The 19306-nt window shown below is 43.7% G+C and carries 21 protein-coding genes; 5 read left to right on the forward strand and 16 right to left on the reverse strand.

Annotated features, from left to right (window positions below; genetic code table 11):
- Positions 1–141: 141 nt before the first annotated feature.
- The gene (gene plsB, locus ACFI6G_RS19995; RefSeq protein WP_016791847.1) at positions 142–2565 is read left to right on the forward strand and encodes a glycerol-3-phosphate 1-O-acyltransferase PlsB; all 2424 of its coding nucleotides are present in this window, start codon (positions 142–144) and stop codon (positions 2563–2565) included.
- Between the two features lie 101 nt (positions 2566–2666).
- On the opposite strand, the gene ubiA is transcribed toward plsB, so the two are convergent.
- Both ubiA and ACFI6G_RS20005 read right to left on the reverse strand, forming a co-directional pair.
- Positions 2667–3521 (reverse strand): 4-hydroxybenzoate octaprenyltransferase, encoded by an 855-nt coding sequence (ubiA, locus tag ACFI6G_RS20000; RefSeq protein ID WP_010438705.1) that lies wholly within the window; start codon positions 3519–3521, stop codon positions 2667–2669.
- Positions 3522–4064, reverse strand: coding sequence for a chorismate lyase (locus ACFI6G_RS20005; protein WP_010438706.1), 543 nt, complete (start codon positions 4062–4064; stop codon positions 3522–3524).
- 162 nt (positions 4065–4226) lie between these two features.
- Between ACFI6G_RS20005 and ACFI6G_RS20010 the strand changes: the two genes are divergently transcribed.
- A complete protein-coding gene (locus ACFI6G_RS20010; protein WP_010438708.1) occupies positions 4227–4634 on the forward strand; it encodes a flagellar basal body-associated protein FliL in 408 nt (135 codons plus the stop codon).
- A 90-nt stretch (positions 4635–4724) separates the two neighbouring features.
- Here ACFI6G_RS20010 and glpG read toward each other — a convergent pair whose 3' ends face one another.
- The 6 genes from glpG to ftsY form a co-directional block, all read right to left on the reverse strand.
- Complete coding sequence (gene glpG, locus ACFI6G_RS20015; RefSeq protein ID WP_462710439.1) at positions 4725–5567, reverse strand: rhomboid family intramembrane serine protease GlpG; 843 nt, start codon at positions 5565–5567, stop codon at positions 4725–4727.
- Between the two features lie 55 nt (positions 5568–5622).
- Positions 5623–5946: a thiosulfate sulfurtransferase GlpE gene (glpE, locus tag ACFI6G_RS20020; RefSeq protein ID WP_010438714.1), complete on the reverse strand. Its 324-nt coding sequence runs from the start codon at positions 5944–5946 to the stop codon at positions 5623–5625.
- 418 nt (positions 5947–6364) lie between these two features.
- Positions 6365–7222 carry an RNA polymerase sigma factor RpoH gene (gene rpoH, locus ACFI6G_RS20025; RefSeq protein WP_010438716.1) on the reverse strand — a complete coding sequence of 286 codons (858 nt, stop codon included), beginning with the start codon at positions 7220–7222 and terminating at the stop codon, positions 6365–6367.
- 177 nt (positions 7223–7399) lie between these two features.
- On the reverse strand, positions 7400–8368 hold the full coding sequence (gene ftsX, locus ACFI6G_RS20030; RefSeq protein WP_010438718.1) for a permease-like cell division protein FtsX: 969 nt from the start codon (positions 8366–8368) through the stop codon (positions 7400–7402).
- Complete coding sequence (gene ftsE, locus ACFI6G_RS20035) at positions 8355–9032, reverse strand: cell division ATP-binding protein FtsE (protein WP_004736585.1); 678 nt, start codon at positions 9030–9032, stop codon at positions 8355–8357. Before ftsE ends, ftsX begins: the two co-directional genes overlap by 14 nt.
- Positions 9033–9109: 77 nt before the next feature.
- Positions 9110–10339, reverse strand: coding sequence for a signal recognition particle-docking protein FtsY (ftsY, locus tag ACFI6G_RS20040; RefSeq protein WP_016783998.1), 1230 nt, complete (start codon positions 10337–10339; stop codon positions 9110–9112).
- A gap of 230 nt (positions 10340–10569) precedes the next feature.
- Between ftsY and rsmD the strand changes: the two genes are divergently transcribed.
- Together rsmD and ACFI6G_RS20050 are read left to right on the forward strand one after the other, a co-directional pair.
- A complete protein-coding gene (rsmD, locus tag ACFI6G_RS20045; RefSeq protein ID WP_016787986.1) occupies positions 10570–11172 on the forward strand; it encodes a 16S rRNA (guanine(966)-N(2))-methyltransferase RsmD in 603 nt (200 codons plus the stop codon).
- Between the two features lie 10 nt (positions 11173–11182).
- Positions 11183–11449, forward strand: a complete 267-nt coding sequence (locus ACFI6G_RS20050; protein ID WP_009848233.1) for a DUF1145 domain-containing protein — start codon at positions 11183–11185, stop codon at positions 11447–11449.
- Positions 11450–11566: 117 nt separating this feature from the next.
- Here ACFI6G_RS20050 and ACFI6G_RS20055 read toward each other — a convergent pair whose 3' ends face one another.
- The 4 genes from ACFI6G_RS20055 to ACFI6G_RS20070 all read right to left on the reverse strand — a co-directional run bounded on the left by ACFI6G_RS20055 (position 11567) and on the right by ACFI6G_RS20070 (position 14616).
- Positions 11567–12151 carry a YhgN family NAAT transporter gene (locus ACFI6G_RS20055; RefSeq protein ID WP_010438728.1) on the reverse strand — a complete coding sequence of 195 codons (585 nt, stop codon included), beginning with the start codon at positions 12149–12151 and terminating at the stop codon, positions 11567–11569.
- Between the two features lie 215 nt (positions 12152–12366).
- Positions 12367–12603 (reverse strand): YecH family metal-binding protein, encoded by a 237-nt coding sequence (locus ACFI6G_RS20060; protein WP_010438731.1) that lies wholly within the window; start codon positions 12601–12603, stop codon positions 12367–12369.
- Between the two features lie 90 nt (positions 12604–12693).
- The gene (locus ACFI6G_RS20065) at positions 12694–13314 is read right to left on the reverse strand and encodes a lysoplasmalogenase (protein ID WP_016790199.1); all 621 of its coding nucleotides are present in this window, start codon (positions 13312–13314) and stop codon (positions 12694–12696) included.
- A 927-nt stretch (positions 13315–14241) separates the two neighbouring features.
- The gene (locus tag ACFI6G_RS20070) at positions 14242–14616 is read right to left on the reverse strand and encodes a hypothetical protein (protein ID WP_010438737.1); all 375 of its coding nucleotides are present in this window, start codon (positions 14614–14616) and stop codon (positions 14242–14244) included.
- Between the two features lie 244 nt (positions 14617–14860).
- Between ACFI6G_RS20070 and ACFI6G_RS20075 the strand changes: the two genes are divergently transcribed.
- Complete coding sequence (locus tag ACFI6G_RS20075; protein ID WP_010438739.1) at positions 14861–15190, forward strand: DUF2500 domain-containing protein; 330 nt, start codon at positions 14861–14863, stop codon at positions 15188–15190.
- 74 nt (positions 15191–15264) lie between these two features.
- Here ACFI6G_RS20075 and ACFI6G_RS20080 read toward each other — a convergent pair whose 3' ends face one another.
- From ACFI6G_RS20080 to ACFI6G_RS20095, 4 genes are all read right to left on the reverse strand, one after another.
- Positions 15265–16278, reverse strand: a complete 1014-nt coding sequence (locus tag ACFI6G_RS20080; protein ID WP_010438741.1) for an acyltransferase — start codon at positions 16276–16278, stop codon at positions 15265–15267.
- A gap of 169 nt (positions 16279–16447) precedes the next feature.
- Entirely contained in the window at positions 16448–17668 is a 1221-nt protein-coding gene (arsJ, locus tag ACFI6G_RS20085; RefSeq protein ID WP_010438743.1) for an organoarsenical effux MFS transporter ArsJ, read from the reverse strand.
- 97 nt (positions 17669–17765) lie between these two features.
- A complete protein-coding gene (locus ACFI6G_RS20090) occupies positions 17766–18275 on the reverse strand; it encodes a cyclin-dependent kinase inhibitor 3 family protein (protein WP_016784001.1) in 510 nt (169 codons plus the stop codon).
- Between the two features lie 23 nt (positions 18276–18298).
- Complete coding sequence (locus ACFI6G_RS20095; RefSeq protein ID WP_016768437.1) at positions 18299–19300, reverse strand: ArsJ-associated glyceraldehyde-3-phosphate dehydrogenase; 1002 nt, start codon at positions 19298–19300, stop codon at positions 18299–18301.
- Positions 19301–19306 lie beyond the last annotated feature (6 nt).

Below are 19306 nucleotides of genomic sequence, written 5' to 3' on the forward strand. Positions count from 1 at the left end.
GACCAGTTTCTGGTATTCTTGCATCGATTAAATTTACGCCTAGGCTTATCCCTATTTCACTCATAGGATTTATCCTTTTTCATCATAGAAATAGAGATACGCTTGAGCACATTGAAATAACTATTGAGGCAGTGAACCTATATGTCTTCTGGACAATCTTTTTCACGTTCATTAATGAAGCTACCTTTATCCGTATTGGTAAAGGGCACATCAATTCCTTCAAACCCTGTTGAGGATTTGAACATTGATTTGAGCAAACCGATTGTATACGCCTTACCGTTTCGCTCAAGTGTCGACATTCTTACATTGCAAAAACATGCACTTGAATTAGGTCTACCTGATCCATTAAGCAAGCTTGAAATCAACGGCAAATCACTGCAACGCTACGTTTTTATCTCTTCTCGCAAAACTCTGCTTCAAGACGATGATTATGTACCAAGCTCTTCAATTGAAGTTTTCTCTGAGTTGCTTTCACTGCATGCTGAAGACTCTGAGCTCGATGTTCAAGTTATCCCTACCACTGTACTTTGGGGACGTAAACCTGGTAAAGAGACTAACCAGAAACCTTACCTACAAGCAATGAATGGCTTAGAGAAATCAAAAGCGGTATTGCTCGCTGGTCGTGACTGTCTAGTTCGCTTTAGTCCTGTGGTATCTCTTCGCTACATGGCTAATTCACACGGTACCGACAGCACCATCGCGCACAAACTGGCGCGTGTGGCACGTATTCACTTCTCTCGCCAAAAGCTTGCTGCATCAGGCCCTAACCTACCAAGCCGCCAAGCTCTGTTTGATCGTCTACTCAAATCAGAAGCAATCAAGAAAGCAATTGAAGACGAAGCACAAACAAAGAACATCTCGATCGAGAAAGCGAGCAAAGAAGCTCAGGACATCATGGATGAGATCGCAGCTAACTTCTCTTACTCGTTAATTAAACGCGGTGAGAAAATTCTTGGTTGGTTGTGGAATAAATTGTACCAAGGTCTGCATATTAGCAACGCTTCAACGGTTCGTAAGCTAGCTCAAGACGGTCACGAGATTGTTTACGTCCCTTGTCACCGCAGCCACATGGATTACTTACTGCTTTCTTATGTGCTTTATCATGAAGGCATGGTGCCTCCGCACATCGCGGCGGGTATTAACCTCAACTTCTTCCCTGCCGGTCCTATTTTCCGTCATGGTGGTGCGTTCTTTATTCGCCGTAGCTTCAAAGGCAACAAGCTTTACTCGACGATTTTCCGTGAATACCTAGCGGAATTGTTCGCTAAAGGTTACTCAGTAGAGTACTTCAGTGAAGGTGGTCGTTCTCGTACGGGTCGTCTTCTGCAAGCGAAAACGGGCATGCTAGCGATGACCATTCAGGCAATGCTACGTGGTATGAACCGTCCTGTTACTTTGGTCCCTGTGTACATTGGTTATGAACACGTGATGGAAGTGGCGACTTACGCGAAAGAACTTCGTGGCAAGCGTAAAGAGAAAGAAAACGCGAGCTTAGTGATTCGTACCATTCGTAAGCTACGTAACTTTGGTAAAGGCTACGTGAACTTCGGTGAGCCGATTCAACTGAACCAATACCTGAATGAACACTCACCTGAGTGGACCAAAGACATCGACCCAATGGGCACCAGTAAACCACAATGGATGAATCCAGTGGTTAATGACCTGGCGACCAAAATGATGACGCACATTAACGATGCCGCGGCGACCAACGCATTGACCCTTTGTGCAACCGCGCTATTGGCCTCAAGACAGCGCGCATTGTCTCGTGACTCTTTGGTTTCTCAGATCAATTGCTACCTGTCTCTGCTTAAGAACGTTCCATATTCAGCAACGTTCACTGTGCCAAAAGACAGCGCTGAAGATTTGGTAAAACATGCTGAATCACTGAACAAGTTCTTGATTGAATCAGACTCAATGGGCGACATTATTTCGCTAGACCGTCACCAGTCAATTCTGATGACCTACTACCGAAACAACATCATTCACTTGTTCGCTCTGCCATCTTTAATTGCCCAGATGACCATTCGTCAGCGCGGTTTATCGATTGAAGCGATTCAAAAGAATGTTGCAGCAATTTACCCGTTCTTAAAGAAAGAGCTGTTCTTAAGCTACGACGAATCACAGCTTGAAGGCGTAGTATCAAACATCATTGATGAACTTGTTAGCCAGGGCATGATTGTTGTGTCTGACAATGAAGTGACGATCAACCAATCGAACAGCCAAGCTCTTATGCTGTTAGGCCGTACGATTTCAGAAACGCTACAGCGCTACTCTATTGCTCTAAACTTGCTGGCAGAGAATCCGGAACTGGACAAATCTGACCTTGAGCAGAAAAGCCAAGACATCGCACAGCGACTTGGTCGATTGCATGGTATCAATGCTCCCGAATTCTTCGATAAAGGCGTGTTTGCTTCTATGTTCGCAACGTTGAAGCAGCAACAGTACCTAGATAACGACGGCAACTGCGATTTAGAGAAGACTCAGCAATTCGCTAAGCTTCTTTACTCGATGCTTTACCCAGAAGTCCGTCTGACTATTCAAGAGAGTATTCACCAAGTCGAGTAATTCCTGTATATAGCAGGGCTCTGATAGCAGATTCAACGCGATCAAAAAAGGCACCCACTGGGTGCCTTTTTCTTGAATATTCGTTTGATAAAAACTGATGCTTACCAGAAGGTAACGAACAAACCGACCGTTACGGCCATGCCAACATAGTTGTTATTTAGAAAAGCTTGAAAACATAAGTCTCGGTCACGATGCCGCATCAAATGTTGTTGGTACACAAACAAGCTGCCTGCGGCTAACAATGCCCAATAGAAAGTATCACCCAATTGGTAGTGCATACCTAACACAATCAGCATCGCTAGAGTAACAAGTTGCAAAGAGCCGACGATAAGCTTATCGAAGCGACCAAATAAAATAGCCGTCGATTTAATACCAATCTTCAGGTCATCATCTCGGTCTACCATCGCATATTGCGTGTCGTAAGCAACCGTCCACAAAGCATTAATAACGAAGATAAACCAAACAATACTTGGTAGTTCATTGGTTTGTGCAGCCCATGCCATTGGTATCGCCCAACTAAACGCTAAGCCGAGGAACAACTGTGGAAGATGTGTAAAACGCTTCATGAAAGGGTAAATGAACGCCAGACCCACACCAATAAATGAGAGCTTAATGGTCAGTGGATTCATGGTGAGTACTAGCAAAAATGAAACTACGGCTAGCACTAAAAAGAGCAGAATCGCTTCCTTACTGGAAACCAAACCTGAGGGTAATGGACGCTGCTTGGTGCGTTTAACATGGCCATCCACTTTACGGTCCGCAAAATCATTGATCACACAGCCAGCTGAACGCATCAACACGACGCCGAGTACGAAAACAACCAAGACATCAAAATCAGGCATACCTTGTGCGGCGATAATCAGCGACCACAAAGTCGGCCAAAGGAGTAACAGAGTACCAATCGGGCGATTCATTCGCGTTAATTGCCAGTACGCCTTCGCTTTGGTGGCAAACATTTACACACTCTCCTTAGAGTAAATGGGTGATGTTGGTAAAAACAGTTCTGCCACAAGCATCGGTTTATGGTTCATCCATAATCGAGAGCGACGCGCGAGTAAACACTCATCACCTGCGATAACCCAACCGACTTGCAGCGCATCCCGCTCGACATTCTCAGCACTAAACACCGTTAGTCCAAGCGGGACATTTCCTTGTTGAGAAAGGTCGGAGTGTTGATGATCTTCTAACGTCACACGGGGAATCAAGGTTCGACCTAGCACCCATGGGGCATCATCACCCTTCAAAATCACTTTACGCAGCAAGCAATCAAATGATGATAAAAGATGTTCCTCGTCTTGTTGCAACATTGAGCGTTCTACAACTTGATTATGAAGCAACTCAACAGACAGGTGCTGACAACACTTCCCCAACTTGCGGGAAAGAGAACCTTGCTCCATAAGCCACTCTTTGGTGGTTTTATTAGGAAAATCAAATGTTTCTGTACTTTGCCAATCTACATTCATTAACGAATTAAGATACAGCGATATTGGCTGATTCATACTAGTATTCAATAGGTGACTTTACACGTACAATAAAGCTTCAACTTTCGAACAAAATTAAAGCGTTCTTCGAATCGTAAACGTATTTAGATTTAGACCGCTCATTGTAACAAGACTAATGCGTTTCGAATATCGCGAATAAACTAAAGAAAAGTCACAAATATGCACAAACGTTATGTAGCCCAAATATTTCTTGCGATTACTCTACTCTTTTCAGCATCTAGCTTCGCAGAAGAGGAGTCGGGGCCCAAACTAGCCTACTTCACGCTAGAGCCAGACCTGACCACTAATTTTTACACCAAAGGTAAAAAGCTGGGCTATATTCAAGTTCGCCTCGATATCATGGTCGCGAATAGCGATGACTTGGCGGCCATTGAGCATCACCAACCATTGATTCGCGATGCAGTGATTGAATTGCTTGGCAAACAAAACGAAGAAACCATCAAATCTCTGTCTGGTCGCGAAGATTTAAGAAAATCCTTAGTTGAACATCTCAACAAGATTCTGCTTCCTGAGACAGGTAAAACCCTCATTGCTGACTTATTGTTTACCAAATACCTTTATCAATAATGAAGATGTGAAAAGAAATCCAAATAAAAAAGCGGCTCATCTGGCCGCTTTTTTGTCTCTAGCACTTGTCTATTCTCGATGATACGAGAGTTAGCTTGTTGCAGAGCGAGGTGCTTTCATTGAATCAATTAAACCGATAATTAAACCTGCCGCCAAACCGGCTAAATGAGCAGTATTCGCGATAGCCATGAACGGCTGCATGTAACCAAGCACTAACCACAACAGCATAAAGCCTACGATCTGCCTTGGGATACTCAAACCAAGCTGAGGGGCTTTCGACCCTAAAATCCATAAGTAGCCAACCAGAGCATAAACAACACCAGACAAGCCGCCGAAGTTTGCTCCTTCAACCCAATACTGTCCAGCGCCAGAAAGCGCAGAAGATATAGCAAATATCTGAAGTAGCTTGAGGCTACCTAGCTTTTTCTCGATGTCTCCACCTAACTGCCACCACCACAAGATATTAAATGCGATGTGCATAACAGAGAAATGCAAAACGGCATGACTCAACCAGCGCCATAGCTGCCATTGCTGCCCATCGACTGCTGGAAAATGCAGAGCATTGAAAATAGCTTGGCCAAAACCGATCTGTTGCAGCACAAAAATCACAACACACACCAACATCAGGCTTAGTGTCACAGGGCCTGCTTTCGCTTTGATCATGCCCATAAAGCTTGGAGTATGGTAATGGAAGTTGCTCTTTCTAGTCTCTGCCATGTCCCAAGAGGCCGCTTGATAGCGTTTATGATTAGGTTCCGCAAGAAAACGATTCAGCTCCGCCTCAGTTTCCACCTGGTATTGACTGTCTATCAGCCAAAGAGCAAAACGTCCCTCTCCCTCAGCAGACATTTGAATAGGGATCTGACGAGAAGCCATATAATCAATAAATGATTGCGCAAGACGAGGATTGTCTAACACCATCAGTCTAATCATTGTTATTTCCTATTCATGCTATTAGAAAGGCTTGAAGTGGCTAAAGTGCTAAAGGCTATAACCCAGCGATCACTGGAAGTTCAGCACGATGCCAAGCTTCAAAGCCACCATCAACACTATATACCTCTTCAAAGCCTTGGTTCACTAAATATTGTGCAGCACCTTGGCTACTAATGCCGTGGTAACACATGACTAAAATAGGTTGTTCGAACTCTACCTCATCCATGAACGACACCATCGTATCATTGGTAAGGTGATAAGCTGTCTTTGAGTGAGCCACCGCGAAAGACTGCGGGTCACGAATATCGACAAGTCTTGCTTCGCCTTGTTCTATAAGGGCTTGAGCGCTTTTAACATCGATATGTTTAAACTGGTCCATGACTTTCTCTTTTATGCTGATTTACTTTGCTGCCATTGTAACCTATCCCAAGGCTAACAATCACATCCACTTAATAAGGTTATCCACCAGCGATCACTTTTACACCGTTTGTGGATAAATCTGTGGATTGCGTGAATAAAGTGTTTTTTTTAAAATAGATCCACAACATGTAGTGATGATCCTGATCTAACTGTGGGTGTTATGAAAAATATCCCCACATCAAAAACCCTCACAAAGCCTTACTACACCCTGCTTTTAGACAACTGACGAATAAACTTCTCACAGAGTTATCCACAAAATCATTTTGCAAATTTCGATCGCAAAAGTTGAGAAATCGATCGAAAATAAAAAGGCCGAGATCTCTCGATCTCGGCCTTTTCAAATTCAGCTTATTTTACCGCTTCAGGCTTATCTGCCTTTAAAAGTCGCCAACAGCTTGCTTCAACTTCTTCATCGCATTCTTTTCTAACTGACGAACACGTTCTGCAGAAATGCTGTAAGTATCGGCAAGGTCTTGCAGCGTCGCTTTGTTGTCATCTAACCAACGTGAGCGAACAATGTGTTGGCTACGCTCATCTAAGCTCTTCAATGCGAGACCTAAACGATTGTTGGTATGAGATTCCCAGTTAGCGGCTTCAACTGTCTCAGCAACATCTGATGCTTTGTCTTCAAGGTAATAAACTGGTGCAGTATAAGCAGAGCCACCGTCGTCATCATCCATAGGCGCTTCAAACGTAGCATCTTGAGCCGCTAAACGAGATTCCATTTCACGAACCTCTGAAGGCTCGACACCTAATTCACGAGCAACAGTCTCGACTTCACCATTATTGAACCAACCTAAACGCTTTTTAGACTTACGTAGGTTAAAGAACAATTTACGCTGTGCTTTAGTCGTTGCGATCTTAACAATACGCCAGTTACGCAATACGTACTCATGAATCTCAGCTTTGATCCAGTGAACAGCAAAAGATACTAGACGAACACCAACTTCTGGGTTGAAGCGCTTAACAGCCTTCATTAAGCCGATGTTACCTTCTTGGACAAGATCAGCCATTGGTAACCCGTAGCCAGAATATCCTCTTGCAACGTGTACCACGAATCGTAGGTGGGAAAGGATCAAGCCTTTCGCAGCATCGATCTCACCTTTGTAATGTAATCGCTCTGCAAGTCCACGTTCCTCTTCAGGGGTCAGCATTGGGTAGCTGTTCGCTGATCGGATATAGCTATCTAAACTATCTTGTGTGACTAAAGCCATTTGATACGCTTGGTTTGCCATTCGGTTCCTCATCAATCTCTGATCTGGAGTAATACATCTATTAAAACCCAACAATCTTGAACCTAAAATGAACAGGTTTCAAGGAGGGGGAAGTAATTATGCATAATCAATTCGTCTATACAAGGCTAAAACTGGTTAAGAAGTGCCTATTTTTCGTCTAATTATGACTCTATTCACCTAAACAGGTTCAATTTCTTTTAGGTGACGCTGCGCAGAAAGCTTCGCAGCCACGCTACCAAGCAGGGTTCCAACGATCAAAAGCAGTAAGGATTCATCCCAACTCAAGCCAATTAGGCGGAAGTGGCTGTCATAAAGCTGAGCTAAGTCATCTACTGCGCTGTTGAGCAATATGGTAATCAATGCCGTCATGATCCAAGCACTAATCGAACCTAAAACACCAAACCACATCCCTGCATAAAGGTATGGTCGGAGAATAAAACTGTCGGTCGCACCAATCAGCTTCATGGTTTGAATCTCTTCTTTATGCGCCAATACATTAAATCGCAATGTGTTACCGATAATTAAAAACACCGCGCCCAACATCAATACCGTTAAGGTAATCACGATGACAGCCGCTAATGCTTTGATCGCATCTAATCGCGCTAACCAATCTTCGTCTAAACGAACATCGGTCACTAATTCTTGTTGTTTAACTGTGCCTGCCAGTTCTTTAATTAGGGTATCGCTGTGTACGCTTGGTGTAATCACCAACACACCTGGTAATGAATAATCGTCTAGGATAGTCAGAGCATCTTCAAAACCAGAGTATTGGCTGAGGTCTGCAAGCCCTTGTTGCGGAGAGATGTACTCCACCAGCTCAACTTGATCCCAACTTTCGATTTCATCCTTAAGCACCATAACTCTAGGCTCAGGAATGCCATCCTCTATATAAGCACTTATTTGTGACGGGCTAGTGACATCTTGCGCTACTTCACCAACATTTTTACCCAGTAGGTATAAACAAGCTGGCATCGCCAAAGCCATTGAAATAACCGCAAGCGTCAGCAAGTTACCCAAAGGTCGTTGCCACATTTGCGTGAAAGATGATTTTGCTTGCTTCCAATGAATAACAAAAAAGCCGTCACTTGAAGCGCGGTTTGCTGCTCGGTTAGATTGAGGTTTCTTGATACGCTTATTCGCGGCCATAGTCTTCAACCTCGCTCAAAAATCCTTGGTTTAATTCAAGGTGACGATATTGAGGGCGAGTGTTTACTAACCCGATATCGTGCGTCGCTAGGATAATGGTGACGCCCGCGCGGTTAAACTCTTCAAAGAGTCGCAACACACGATTAGACAATTCAGGATCGAGGTTACCTGTGGGTTCATCCGCTAACAGCAGCGTTGGACGGTTAACCACGGCGCGAGCAATACCTACTCGTTGCTGTTCACCACCAGATAACTGACTTGGTAGGCAACGCGCCTTATCAAGTAATCCGGTTTTATCCAACGCAGCACTAACTCGACGTTTTATTTCGTTTTCAGAAATAGATTCAATACGCATAGGCAGAGCGACGTTATCGAAAATCGAGCGATCCATCAGCAGGCGGTGATCTTGAAAAACAATCCCAATATTACGTCGTAAAAAAGGAATGTCTTTGGCTGGAATCCGAGTGATATCGTGATCATTGAACCAAACACGGCCATCAGTCGGACGCTCAATAGCACAGATCAACTTCAGCAAGGTACTTTTACCAGCTCCAGAGTGACCACCCAAAAAAGCCATCTCTCCACGTTTAAGATGAAAATCCACTTTTTGGAGCGCTTGTCGCCCACCTCGGTAGGCTTTGCTCACTTGCTGAAATTTGATCACCGAAAATTCCTCTTACGATCACTCATATCAAATTTAAAACGGTAGCAGGTTAAGGATAAACCACTTTGCTACGCGCGTTACTCTTCGCGACTAAATAGTGCTTCAATAAAGTCTTTCGACTCAAACGGACGCAAGTCGTCAATACCTTCACCCACACCGATGTAGCGGATTGGAATCTGGAACTGATCCGCGATTGAGAAAATCACACCACCTTTTGCAGTGCCATCTAACTTCGTTAGCGTAATACCCGTTACTGGTGCAACTTCACTGAACAGCTTTGCTTGGCTGATAGCATTCTGACCAGTACCGGCATCTAGTGTTAGCATGATTTCGTGTGGTGCAGAATCATCAATCTTCTTCATTACACGAACAATCTTGCGTAGCTCTTCCATCAAGTTGCTCTTATTCTGCAAACGACCTGCAGTATCTGCAATCACAACATCAACACCACGAGCTTTCGCTGCTTCAATCGCATCGTAAATAACAGACGCACTGTCAGCACCAGTGTGTTGAGCGATAACGGGAACATCATTGCGCTGACCCCAAACTTGAAGTTGCTCAACCGCTGCTGCACGGAAGGTATCACCCGCAGCAAGCATCACTTTCTTGCCTTCACCTTGGAACTGTTTAGCCAGTTTGCCGATAGTGGTTGTTTTACCGACACCGTTCACACCGACCATTAAGATAACGTAAGGTGTTTTTGTTGTATCAACCACAAGAGGCTGTTCAACTTGGCTTAGGATATCGGCCATCTCTTCTTTGAGCAGACCATATAGAGCTTCACCATCTTTTAGGTCATTGCGAGATGCTTTTTCTGTTAGGTTTTCAATGATTTTTACGGTGGTATTCATACCCACGTCAGCAATCAGAAGTTGCTCTTCTAGCTCTTCAAATAGATCTTCATCGATTTGCTTACCTTTAAATAAACCAAAGAAGCCAGCACCAATATTGGCTTTGGTGCGACTAAGGCTACGCTTAAGGCGTGCAAAAAAGCTTTCTGTCGGCTTTTCTTGTACTTCTTCAACCTTAGCTTGAGGAGCTGCCACTTCTTCCTGCTCTGCTTCTACTTCGACAGGTTGCTGCTCTTGTTGAATCTCTTCAAGCGCTTGCTCAGGTTCAACTGACTTAGATTCAATTGGCTTAGCTTGTTCAGCTTCAGGCGCGACCTGTTCAGCCTCAACTTGTGATTCAACTTCAGTTTGATCTTCAACGTTTTCTACGTTCGCTTCATTCTGAGTTTTTGGGCTTTGTTCTTCTTCACCAAAACCAAGCCACGATAATAATCCGCGCTTCTTTTTTTCCGTCATCAGAGGAGTTTCCTAGATCTACTAATTAGCTGTATTGACTTAATACACGTCGACTCTTTGCTATTGTTATACAATACAAGCTTGTATAAACGAATAGTAAAGAAAAATGACAAAGCAGTGATAAGTTTGCTTTTAGCTTGATACACTTTGTCATTGTAAATTTATTTAATACACGAACCCACTTAAATTGGGCTCGGTATAGTATCACTTTATTAGCGGTCAAAAAATCTATGGTAAGACGTCGCCAGCAAAACACATCACAAAAAAAGCCATCCGGAGGCTTTGTTCGAATTATTAGTGGCTCGTGGAGAGGTAGAAAACTGCCCGTTCATGATTTAGAAGGATTACGCCCAACCATTGACCGAGTAAAAGAGACACTCTTTAACTGGGTGGCTCAAGATATCCCACATTCAACTTGCTTGGATGTATTTGCCGGTTCTGGTGGTCTAGGTTTTGAAGCAGCTTCTCGCCAAGCAAAAATGGTGACACTGCTCGAAATGAACCAAAAGGCAGCTAAACAGCTTTCTGATAACGCGAAAGAGCTTAAGGCAGACAACATCAATGTCGTGAATACTGATGCTATCTCTTTCCTTAAGAAGCCTGGCACTCCTTACGATATGGTTTTCCTTGATCCACCATTTCGTAAAGGCTTGCTGGCAGAAACAGTACAACTGCTTGAGAGTAATGGTTGGCTTGCAGACAATGCGATCATTTACGTTGAAACAGAGAAAGAACTGAAACTCGAAGCTATGCCAGATAACTGGGAATTGCATCGCGATAAGACCACTGGCCAGTCTAGCTACCGACTGTTCAATCGAATCACTGAAGAATAGGAGTTATTGAATGAAGTTCTTGCTTCCACTAGCAAAAGCAGCCATCGCCTTTGTTTGGTTTATCTTAATCGCCAATATTTTCTACCCATTCCCGGGTAATGCTGCGATTGCGCTTTATATCATGACAGCATTTTTGTTCTTCATGCACGGCCTGCAGATGCTGATTTTCATCGGTGCTTTTGGCGATAAGATCGAAATGTCACGTTGGGAGAAATGGTCAATACTGATTTTCGGAGTCTTTGCCCTACTCGATATCCGACGCAAACACATGATGTAATCAAGCTTAAGCTCAGATACAAAATACTGAACTACAGAAAACATCATGACAGAAACAGTCGATACAAAAGCGCCGCTCATTTGAGCGGCGTTTTTTTATTCATCGTTGATACTGATGTTAGCCCATGTAGCCCTTTACACCATCTAGGAACATTTGCGTCGACAGCATAACCAGCAACAAGCCCATCAAGCGCTCGATGGCTTTAAGACCTCTCTCTCCCAGTACTCGCAGGAAGAAGCCATTAAACATCAGAATAAAGAAGGTCGCGCCCCAAGCCAGCATCACAGCAGCTGAGAGCTCTAGCATGTTGTCAGGATGCTGGGTCGACAACAGAATCAATGCCGCAATCACTGACGGGCCTGCAATCATCGGAATCGCCATAGGCACAATAAACGGCTCTTCACCTGCCGCGAGGCCTGTAATACTACCTGCGCTTGGGAAAATCATCTTAATCGCGATGATAAACAAAATAATACCACCTGAGATACTCAAGGTTTCAGGTTGTACGTGCAGGAAGTTCATAATGCTTTGTCCAGCAAACAAGAACAACAGCAAGATAATCAGTGCAAACATCAGTTCACGAACAAGAACAATACGGCGACGCTTCGGATCGAGGTGCTTAAGGATAGAGAGCACAATTGGTAGATTACCAAGCGGGTCCATAATAAGAAACAGCATGGTTGCTGCAGATAAGATTTCCATAAGTTGGTCTCGAAAAGCGAAGGTGCGCGGAGTATAACAGCCTCACATTGATTTTCGAACACAGTAGTTGGCATCGTTAAGAGGGAATTTACAGAGGGAAGTGATACGGAAATAAATATAGGAGTGGAGTCAAAACCTCTCATCCACTCGCCCAATATCTGAAGATCAAAAGGCTCTGAAACCAAAAATATCTAAAACTCAGTACCTACTAAAGATCAATGATTACACACGCGCTCGCGATTGGTACAAAGCTTGTTATCAACAATCACGACCTTTTCCATCTTCAGAAAAAACTTCAACAAAGCATCCAAATCTAGACCGTCTAGCTTACAAGTGTGAAAGCGAGCTTTTGCTCCATACGTCAGAGCCAGTTCTTGTGTCAGCTCTTCACGAGTCAGTGGTTTTTCACTAAGCAAATTTAAAACGTTGTGTGCGTGAATTTCGATAGTCATAACTCAATCTCATGTTTAATGAATTAAGCGTAGAGTACAGACTTTCAACAAGGCTGCCTTGATGTAGCTCAGAATTGAGTAAGCTCTACCCTAAATGGTCAGAGATGCCACAATAAGTGCATGTGCAAATAAATAACTGCCCGTCACCCAAAAGTAAGCACCTTTGATTGGGCTACGATAACAGTTCAGTGCATAAGCCAATGCAGAAAGCAGCAACACACTACAGCCAGCAAAGCCCACCGCATGGGACAGTTTAGGATCAAGCAACCAAACCTCACCAGAAGCCCATGCCAGCTGAATAAGCACCATCCCCATGATAACAACAGGAAAGACAAGTTTATCTAAGCGAGGCAATAATAAGAAGAAAGCAACAATACATGCCGCTAACAACAAAGCGAACAGCCACCAGACCATTTCTCCTGACAACTGTAACCAAAATGCTTTGCTATAAGAAAGTTGAGCAACCAAGAAACAAACAAAATGTAGAGAACGTTTTTGAGTGAAAGTATGAAGAACATCTGCAATCGCAGAGATAGCCAACCCAGCCACTACCCAATAGGTAAAATCAGCAACAACAGATTGAGTTAAAGCAATGATCGCTAATAATACAAAGGTAAAAACCTTATACGATAAGGCCTGACCGATATGTCCATGTTTCGTTCCTGCTATTACTCCAATACCAGACAAGGAAACCGCTAACCAACTCCACATATCATTTACCCTATTGCTTTAAAACGTCGCCAGTCTAGGCACACGAGTGTTGATGTAAAGCCTAAGCCTTTCAAAATTGGATCTTGATTACGCTTCCACTAAAAAAGCACCTCTTTCCCCCAAGCAATAAGAAATCCCTTAGCTCTCATTGATATTTGTTTAAAACTAGAACACTTTCATACAAAACCTCTTTAAAGCTCGACTCCAGCCCTTCAACTTGTCATTTGGACAATTCTAGTCTAACGAAACTGTCAAAAATGAGCAAAAACCGGCTAAAATCATGATATTAAATACAAACCAAAAATAAATTAAGCAATCAAAAACAGCAACTTAAAACAAAAAAACAAAAATAAAACAGAAAAACAAAAGGCCAAGTAGCACTAGCCCACTAAAGTAAGAGGTTTGCTTTGATTTAACGTCTAATTGTCAGAACAATCCTATACCTATGTAAAAACTACCACTTAAAACCTAACAAAAAATAGAAAACACAGCCAAAAACAACCTGGACATACCCAACCCCTATTAATACAGTTTAACAACTTTTAACAATATCAATTACACAATACACCACAACAAAAACAACAACTTAAATGTAATAAGAACAAACATGAATCACAACGAACAAAATAAGAACACACCAAAAAATACAGTTAAATCGAGATTTACAACTTAAAAACTGGCACTTTTCTTCTACTTTTAAAGCTTTCGAAAGTAATACTTGATCTAAAGCCATAAGTAGTGCTATTCTTTTAAACATAGCGAGAGACAACCAAATTTAGGAGTAGTGTTATGATTTCATCTTCGCAAAGACAAGGACTTGTAATGATCGCGGTAGTTGTAGGTCTAATGACACTACCGATGATGTACTAAGCAAGTTACAGATAAAAAAAGGGACGCCATGAGCGTCCCTTTTTTTGTTCAGATTTTTCACTTCGAAAACAAATGTAATGTTAATACATCCCAGTTCGCATAATAGAAACCAGCAGCAGCCAAAGTCATTACCATCATCAGTAAGATCGCAACTCGCCAAATAAAACGACCGCTACGAGGTGTCAGTTCCTTCTCACAGTCGTTACACATCATTATAAATTTTTGCTGGTCTTCCAGCTGAGCCTCATGTTCATTCACTACCTTGTTACGACACGTTGCGATATAACGCAGCTTGATTACCATATCGTGCGGTAGCCTTTCTTCACAGCTTGTTACAAGCTCATGCAATCCTTCGCCTTCAGCGTGATATTGAAGTCTCAATAATTTTTCTATATTGCGAGTTCTATTCACCACTTTTTCAATATCGGTCATCTTGGCCCTCCCACTCCACACTATAATTCTAGTCGAGCATTTCCTTATTCTTATACAAAATCATTGTTATTTACGAGAGAAAGAGACAATAAATAACAACGCTTTATCCCAAACTAGCCATTAAATGTGATATCAGCCGAAAAATAATCAGCTTGGCTTACAACACTTCACGAATAACGGCTTCAAACACATATCCCTATTGCTTGAAAGACTAGAATAACCATCACGACTACATGGAGGTTATATGCCTAATTCACTCTTTTTTGCCATCTTTGCACTCGCCGGTCTAGCAGCTTGGGTATTTCTTGGTTTCTATCGAAAACACACGCAAGGTGAAAATGCGCCAGAAAAGAAAGTGAATGTCACTGTGTTAGACAAACAATCCATCGATCTTCCTGACGCCGAACCGGGCCAAGAAGATCAAGAATACTGGATTTACGTTCAACGTGGGGTTGTTGGTCCGAAGCGAGAATTCCAAGTCGGTATCCACTATTTCCACGCACTTAATCCTGGTGATAAAGGAACCTTAACTTACCAAGGCGATAAATTTTTGCACTTTGCTTTGAAACGCTAGTCATAAACCGCCTCAACCATCTGTCATCAAAGCAAGCCAAGCACAGTTCGCAAGAATAGCCTTAGTACTAATCGCTAAGGTAAAAGCCAACGTGTCTTCTCTGACTTAGATACTAACCAGCTCATCCATAAAGCCCCTGCACCACTAACCACGATCCATAATGGAATCACCCAAGCAGGATGTCCTTGGAACCAACCGAACTCTTTCATTGGCCACAAAAAGATAGGATGCAGCAGGTAAATACCTAAACTGTGTTTACTGATAAAACCAACCACTTGATTGCTCTTATCAGATAAACCCTCTCCGTAATAACGACACAGCATGAACACCATGCTTGCAGCTAATACCGTATTCAATGTTTTGTAAGATAACCAACGACCTACCGTGTATTCCTCAGCTATCAGGCTTGCATCAACCACCATGTAGACCGTGGTTAGTAATGCTAACCCACCAAGTAAAACACTCACACCGACCGTCACCTTGTTAAGCGGAACGATTTTATACAGCATATACCCCAAAGGTAGGTACCCAGTGTAAAGCCACAGCTCGTGACTCCATGGGCCATCTATCCTGAGTAAGAACAACAAAGTGGTAAATAGCCACACTGCAGTGAAACCATAAACCGCTTTGTCCCCATACTTTCTAACCATGATCTGTAAGAAAGGAATCACAAAGTAGAGCGGGATAAAGTAATAGAAGAAACCAAGATGGTAGTACGTGTAGTGATGGTAACTATTGAGCAAAATATCCCAACTCACATCAGCATCAAAACCCATCGCAGACCAACCAGATAGGTAGGTATAGAAAAGCGACCAGACAATGAAAGGGATCAGTACCTTGCCCAATCGACGCTTAAGGTAGTATTTCGCATCAAACGGGCGTTGGTCACTGAGCATCAGGGCACCAGTAATCAAGATGAACACCGGCACCGCCCAGCGGCTGAAACTGTTCACCGTGATGGCGGTAAGCCATTCGCCGAAAGGAATGGTGTTCAATTCATTACGATAAGGAGCCAAAACATGAATCGCGATAACCGCTACGGCCGCGACACATCGTGCTAAATCAAAAAAGAGAATTCGCTGCTTCATGTAAATGCCTGATTAATATTCAATCATTCTACTATAGCAATAAAAAAGCTGACCGGAATAAATACCAAGTCAGCTTAGTGTTAAAGGAGAGGCTTATCGCGAATTAAGTTCATTCGACTTTAGGCTATACAAGCCTCGCTCTTACGACTAAGGCTCATGCGGCTGAAGCTTATGCCGCTGAGATTTGTGGCACTTTCGGTAAACGCAAAGAGATCAGTGTCGTTATCGCTAAGAACGCGAAGGAGACCCAAAGACACGCAGACAAGCCGGCCATTTGGAAAACCAAGCCTGATAATATCGTACCAATCAAACGGCCCATCGCATTCGCCATGTAGTAGAAGCCGACATCAAGCGACACACCATCGCCTTTCGCATAACTCACAATCAAGTATGAGTGCAATGATGAGTTCACCGCGAAAACGGCACCAAACACCATCAAGCCACCGATGATCACTAACTCTGGTTGCCAGCCAATTTGCACCGCATAGGCAATACCAGCGGTCACAATAGCCAACGCCCCCGCCCACAATAGCGCTGCATGGCCATCAGGTACCTTACCTTGCGCTTTACCGGTAATCTTTGGTGCAATGCCCTGTACAAAGCCGTAAGCGATGGTCCAAGCCGCTAAGAAGCCACCAACCCATGAGTGATCCCAACCAAACACGCTGCCTAGATAAATCGGCAGAGCAATCACAAACCACACATCACGAGCACCAAATAGGAACATACGCGCAGCCGATAAGATATTGATGGATTCAGATTTGGAGAAAATCTGTTTGAACTTGGGTTTAGTTTTCGCTTTCCCCATGTCCGCTTCTAAGCTCACCAAACTGCCAATGAAGACCAATGTCAGCACAGCAGCCATCGCGAGCACAGCGTACTGGAAACCAATCATCGAAAGCAGTAAACCACCGATAAAGAACCCGGCACCTTTCAGTGCATTCTTAGATCCGGTTAGAACCGCAATCCACTTATAAAGCGCACCTTGCTGTTCATCAGGGACTAAAGTTTTGATTGAGCTCTTGGCACTCATCTTATTGAGGTCTTTAGCGATACCAGACAACGCCTGCGCCGCCATTACCCAAGGGATGGTCAACATTGCGCTTGGCACCGCGAGCATACTCAAGGCGACAACCTGCATCCCTAAGCCGATATTCATGGTTTTATTGAGGCCAAGACGCGCCCCTAACCAACCACCGATTAGGTTAGTCACTACACCAAAGAATTCATAAAAAAGGAACAGTGAGGCGATCTCTAACGAACTGTAGCCAAGGTCATAGAAATACAGAACCACCAGCATACGAAGTGCACCATCCGTAATGGTGAAATTCCAATAGTTGAATGTCACCAACATATATTGGCGAACGCTCTTACTTAGGTTTGAAAACATAATGCTATCTCTGCAATCTAAACAAAAAGAGCTTTTGGATCATGATAAGTTCAACACTCCAGATACCAAAAGCTCCTTGTATAACAACCATGGCTTATTAGCCGTTCGCTACGCCATTAATGTACTCAATCTGGATCGGTTTAGTGAAGGCGCCCGGACGAAGTGATTGTACTTCTTGAACAATCTTACTCAGATCCCAACTCTTCTCTAACAGCAAGTGTGCAGCAAGCAAGCCAGTACGGCCAGAACCGCCCATGCAGTGCATTGCTACCTTGCCGCCGTTATCCACCACTTGGTGTAGCGCAGGGCTAGCCGCCTGCCATTTCGCAGCAAAATCAGCACCCGGAGCACAATCGTCTTCGATTTCGATTTGGAACCACTGCATGCCTAGTACTTGCGCTTTCTCGCCTAGCTCAGATACGTTCTTGCTCGCCAGTTCTTCACTGTCTAGAGCCGTCACAATCGCTTCCACGCCTTGTGCTTTCAGTTGCGCTAGAGATGCATCTAAGTCAGCACCTTTTGTACCTGGACATGGAGTAAGCACTAACGCACCAGTTTCTAAATCTAGTTGCCATGTTGGATGTACTTGAGAGTTTGTCATCGTCATCTATCTCTTAAAAATCTTGTAAATTAAGCCAGACCAACAGTACGAACTAGCTCAGCAGTACGTGTTGCGTAGCCCATCTCGTTGTCGTACCAAGCGTAAATCTTGACCATGCGCTTACCCACTAACATGGTTGATAGTGCATCCACGATGGTTGAGCGTTGGTCACCTTTGTAATCGATAGAAACCAGTGGACGCTCTTCAAAACCAAGAATGCCTTTAAGTTCATTCTCAGACGCTTCTTTCAGCATCGCGTTAACATCTTCGGCTGTGGTGTCTTGCTTCACTTCAAAGATGATATCTGTCAGAGAAGCATTCGCTAGTGGTACACGAACCGCGTGGCCGTTGATGCGGTTTTCAAGCTCTGGGAAGATCTCAACAATCGCTTTAGCGCTGCCTGTCGTTGTCGGGATAAGACTCATACCACATGCACGAGCACGACGTAGGTCTTTGTGCGGCGCATCTAATATAGTTTGTGTATTGGTTAGATCGTGAATAGTGGTAAAGGCTGCGTTCTCGATGCCTAACTTCTCGTTAATCACCTTCACAACAGGCGCAAGACAGTTAGTAGTACAAGATGCAGCTGTCACAATCTTATGTACCGCTGGATCGAAGATAGCGTCATTTACACCAACTACGATGTTGGCGACACCGTCTTCTTTCACTGGAGCCGATACCACAACACGCTTCACGCCTTGCTCAAGATATTTATTAAGGAAAGAGGTTTTACGGTGAACACCAGTCGCTTCAAGAACAACATCACAACCTGACCAATCAACAGCATCAATATCGCGTTCTTGAGTCGTCTTTATACGCTGTCCATTGACGATCATCTCATCGCCTTCAACATTCACTGCGTGGTTCCAGCGGCCTTGAACAGAATCAAACTCAAGCAAGTGAGCCAATGTCGATGTATCGCCAGCAACATCGTTAATCTGAACAAACTCTAGCTCAGCCCAATCGAATGCGGCACGAAGTGCTAGACGGCCGATACGGCCAAAACCATTAATACCTACTTTAACTGTCATTGTGTG

It is taken from the genome of Vibrio sp. PSi01 (assembly GCF_054960695.1).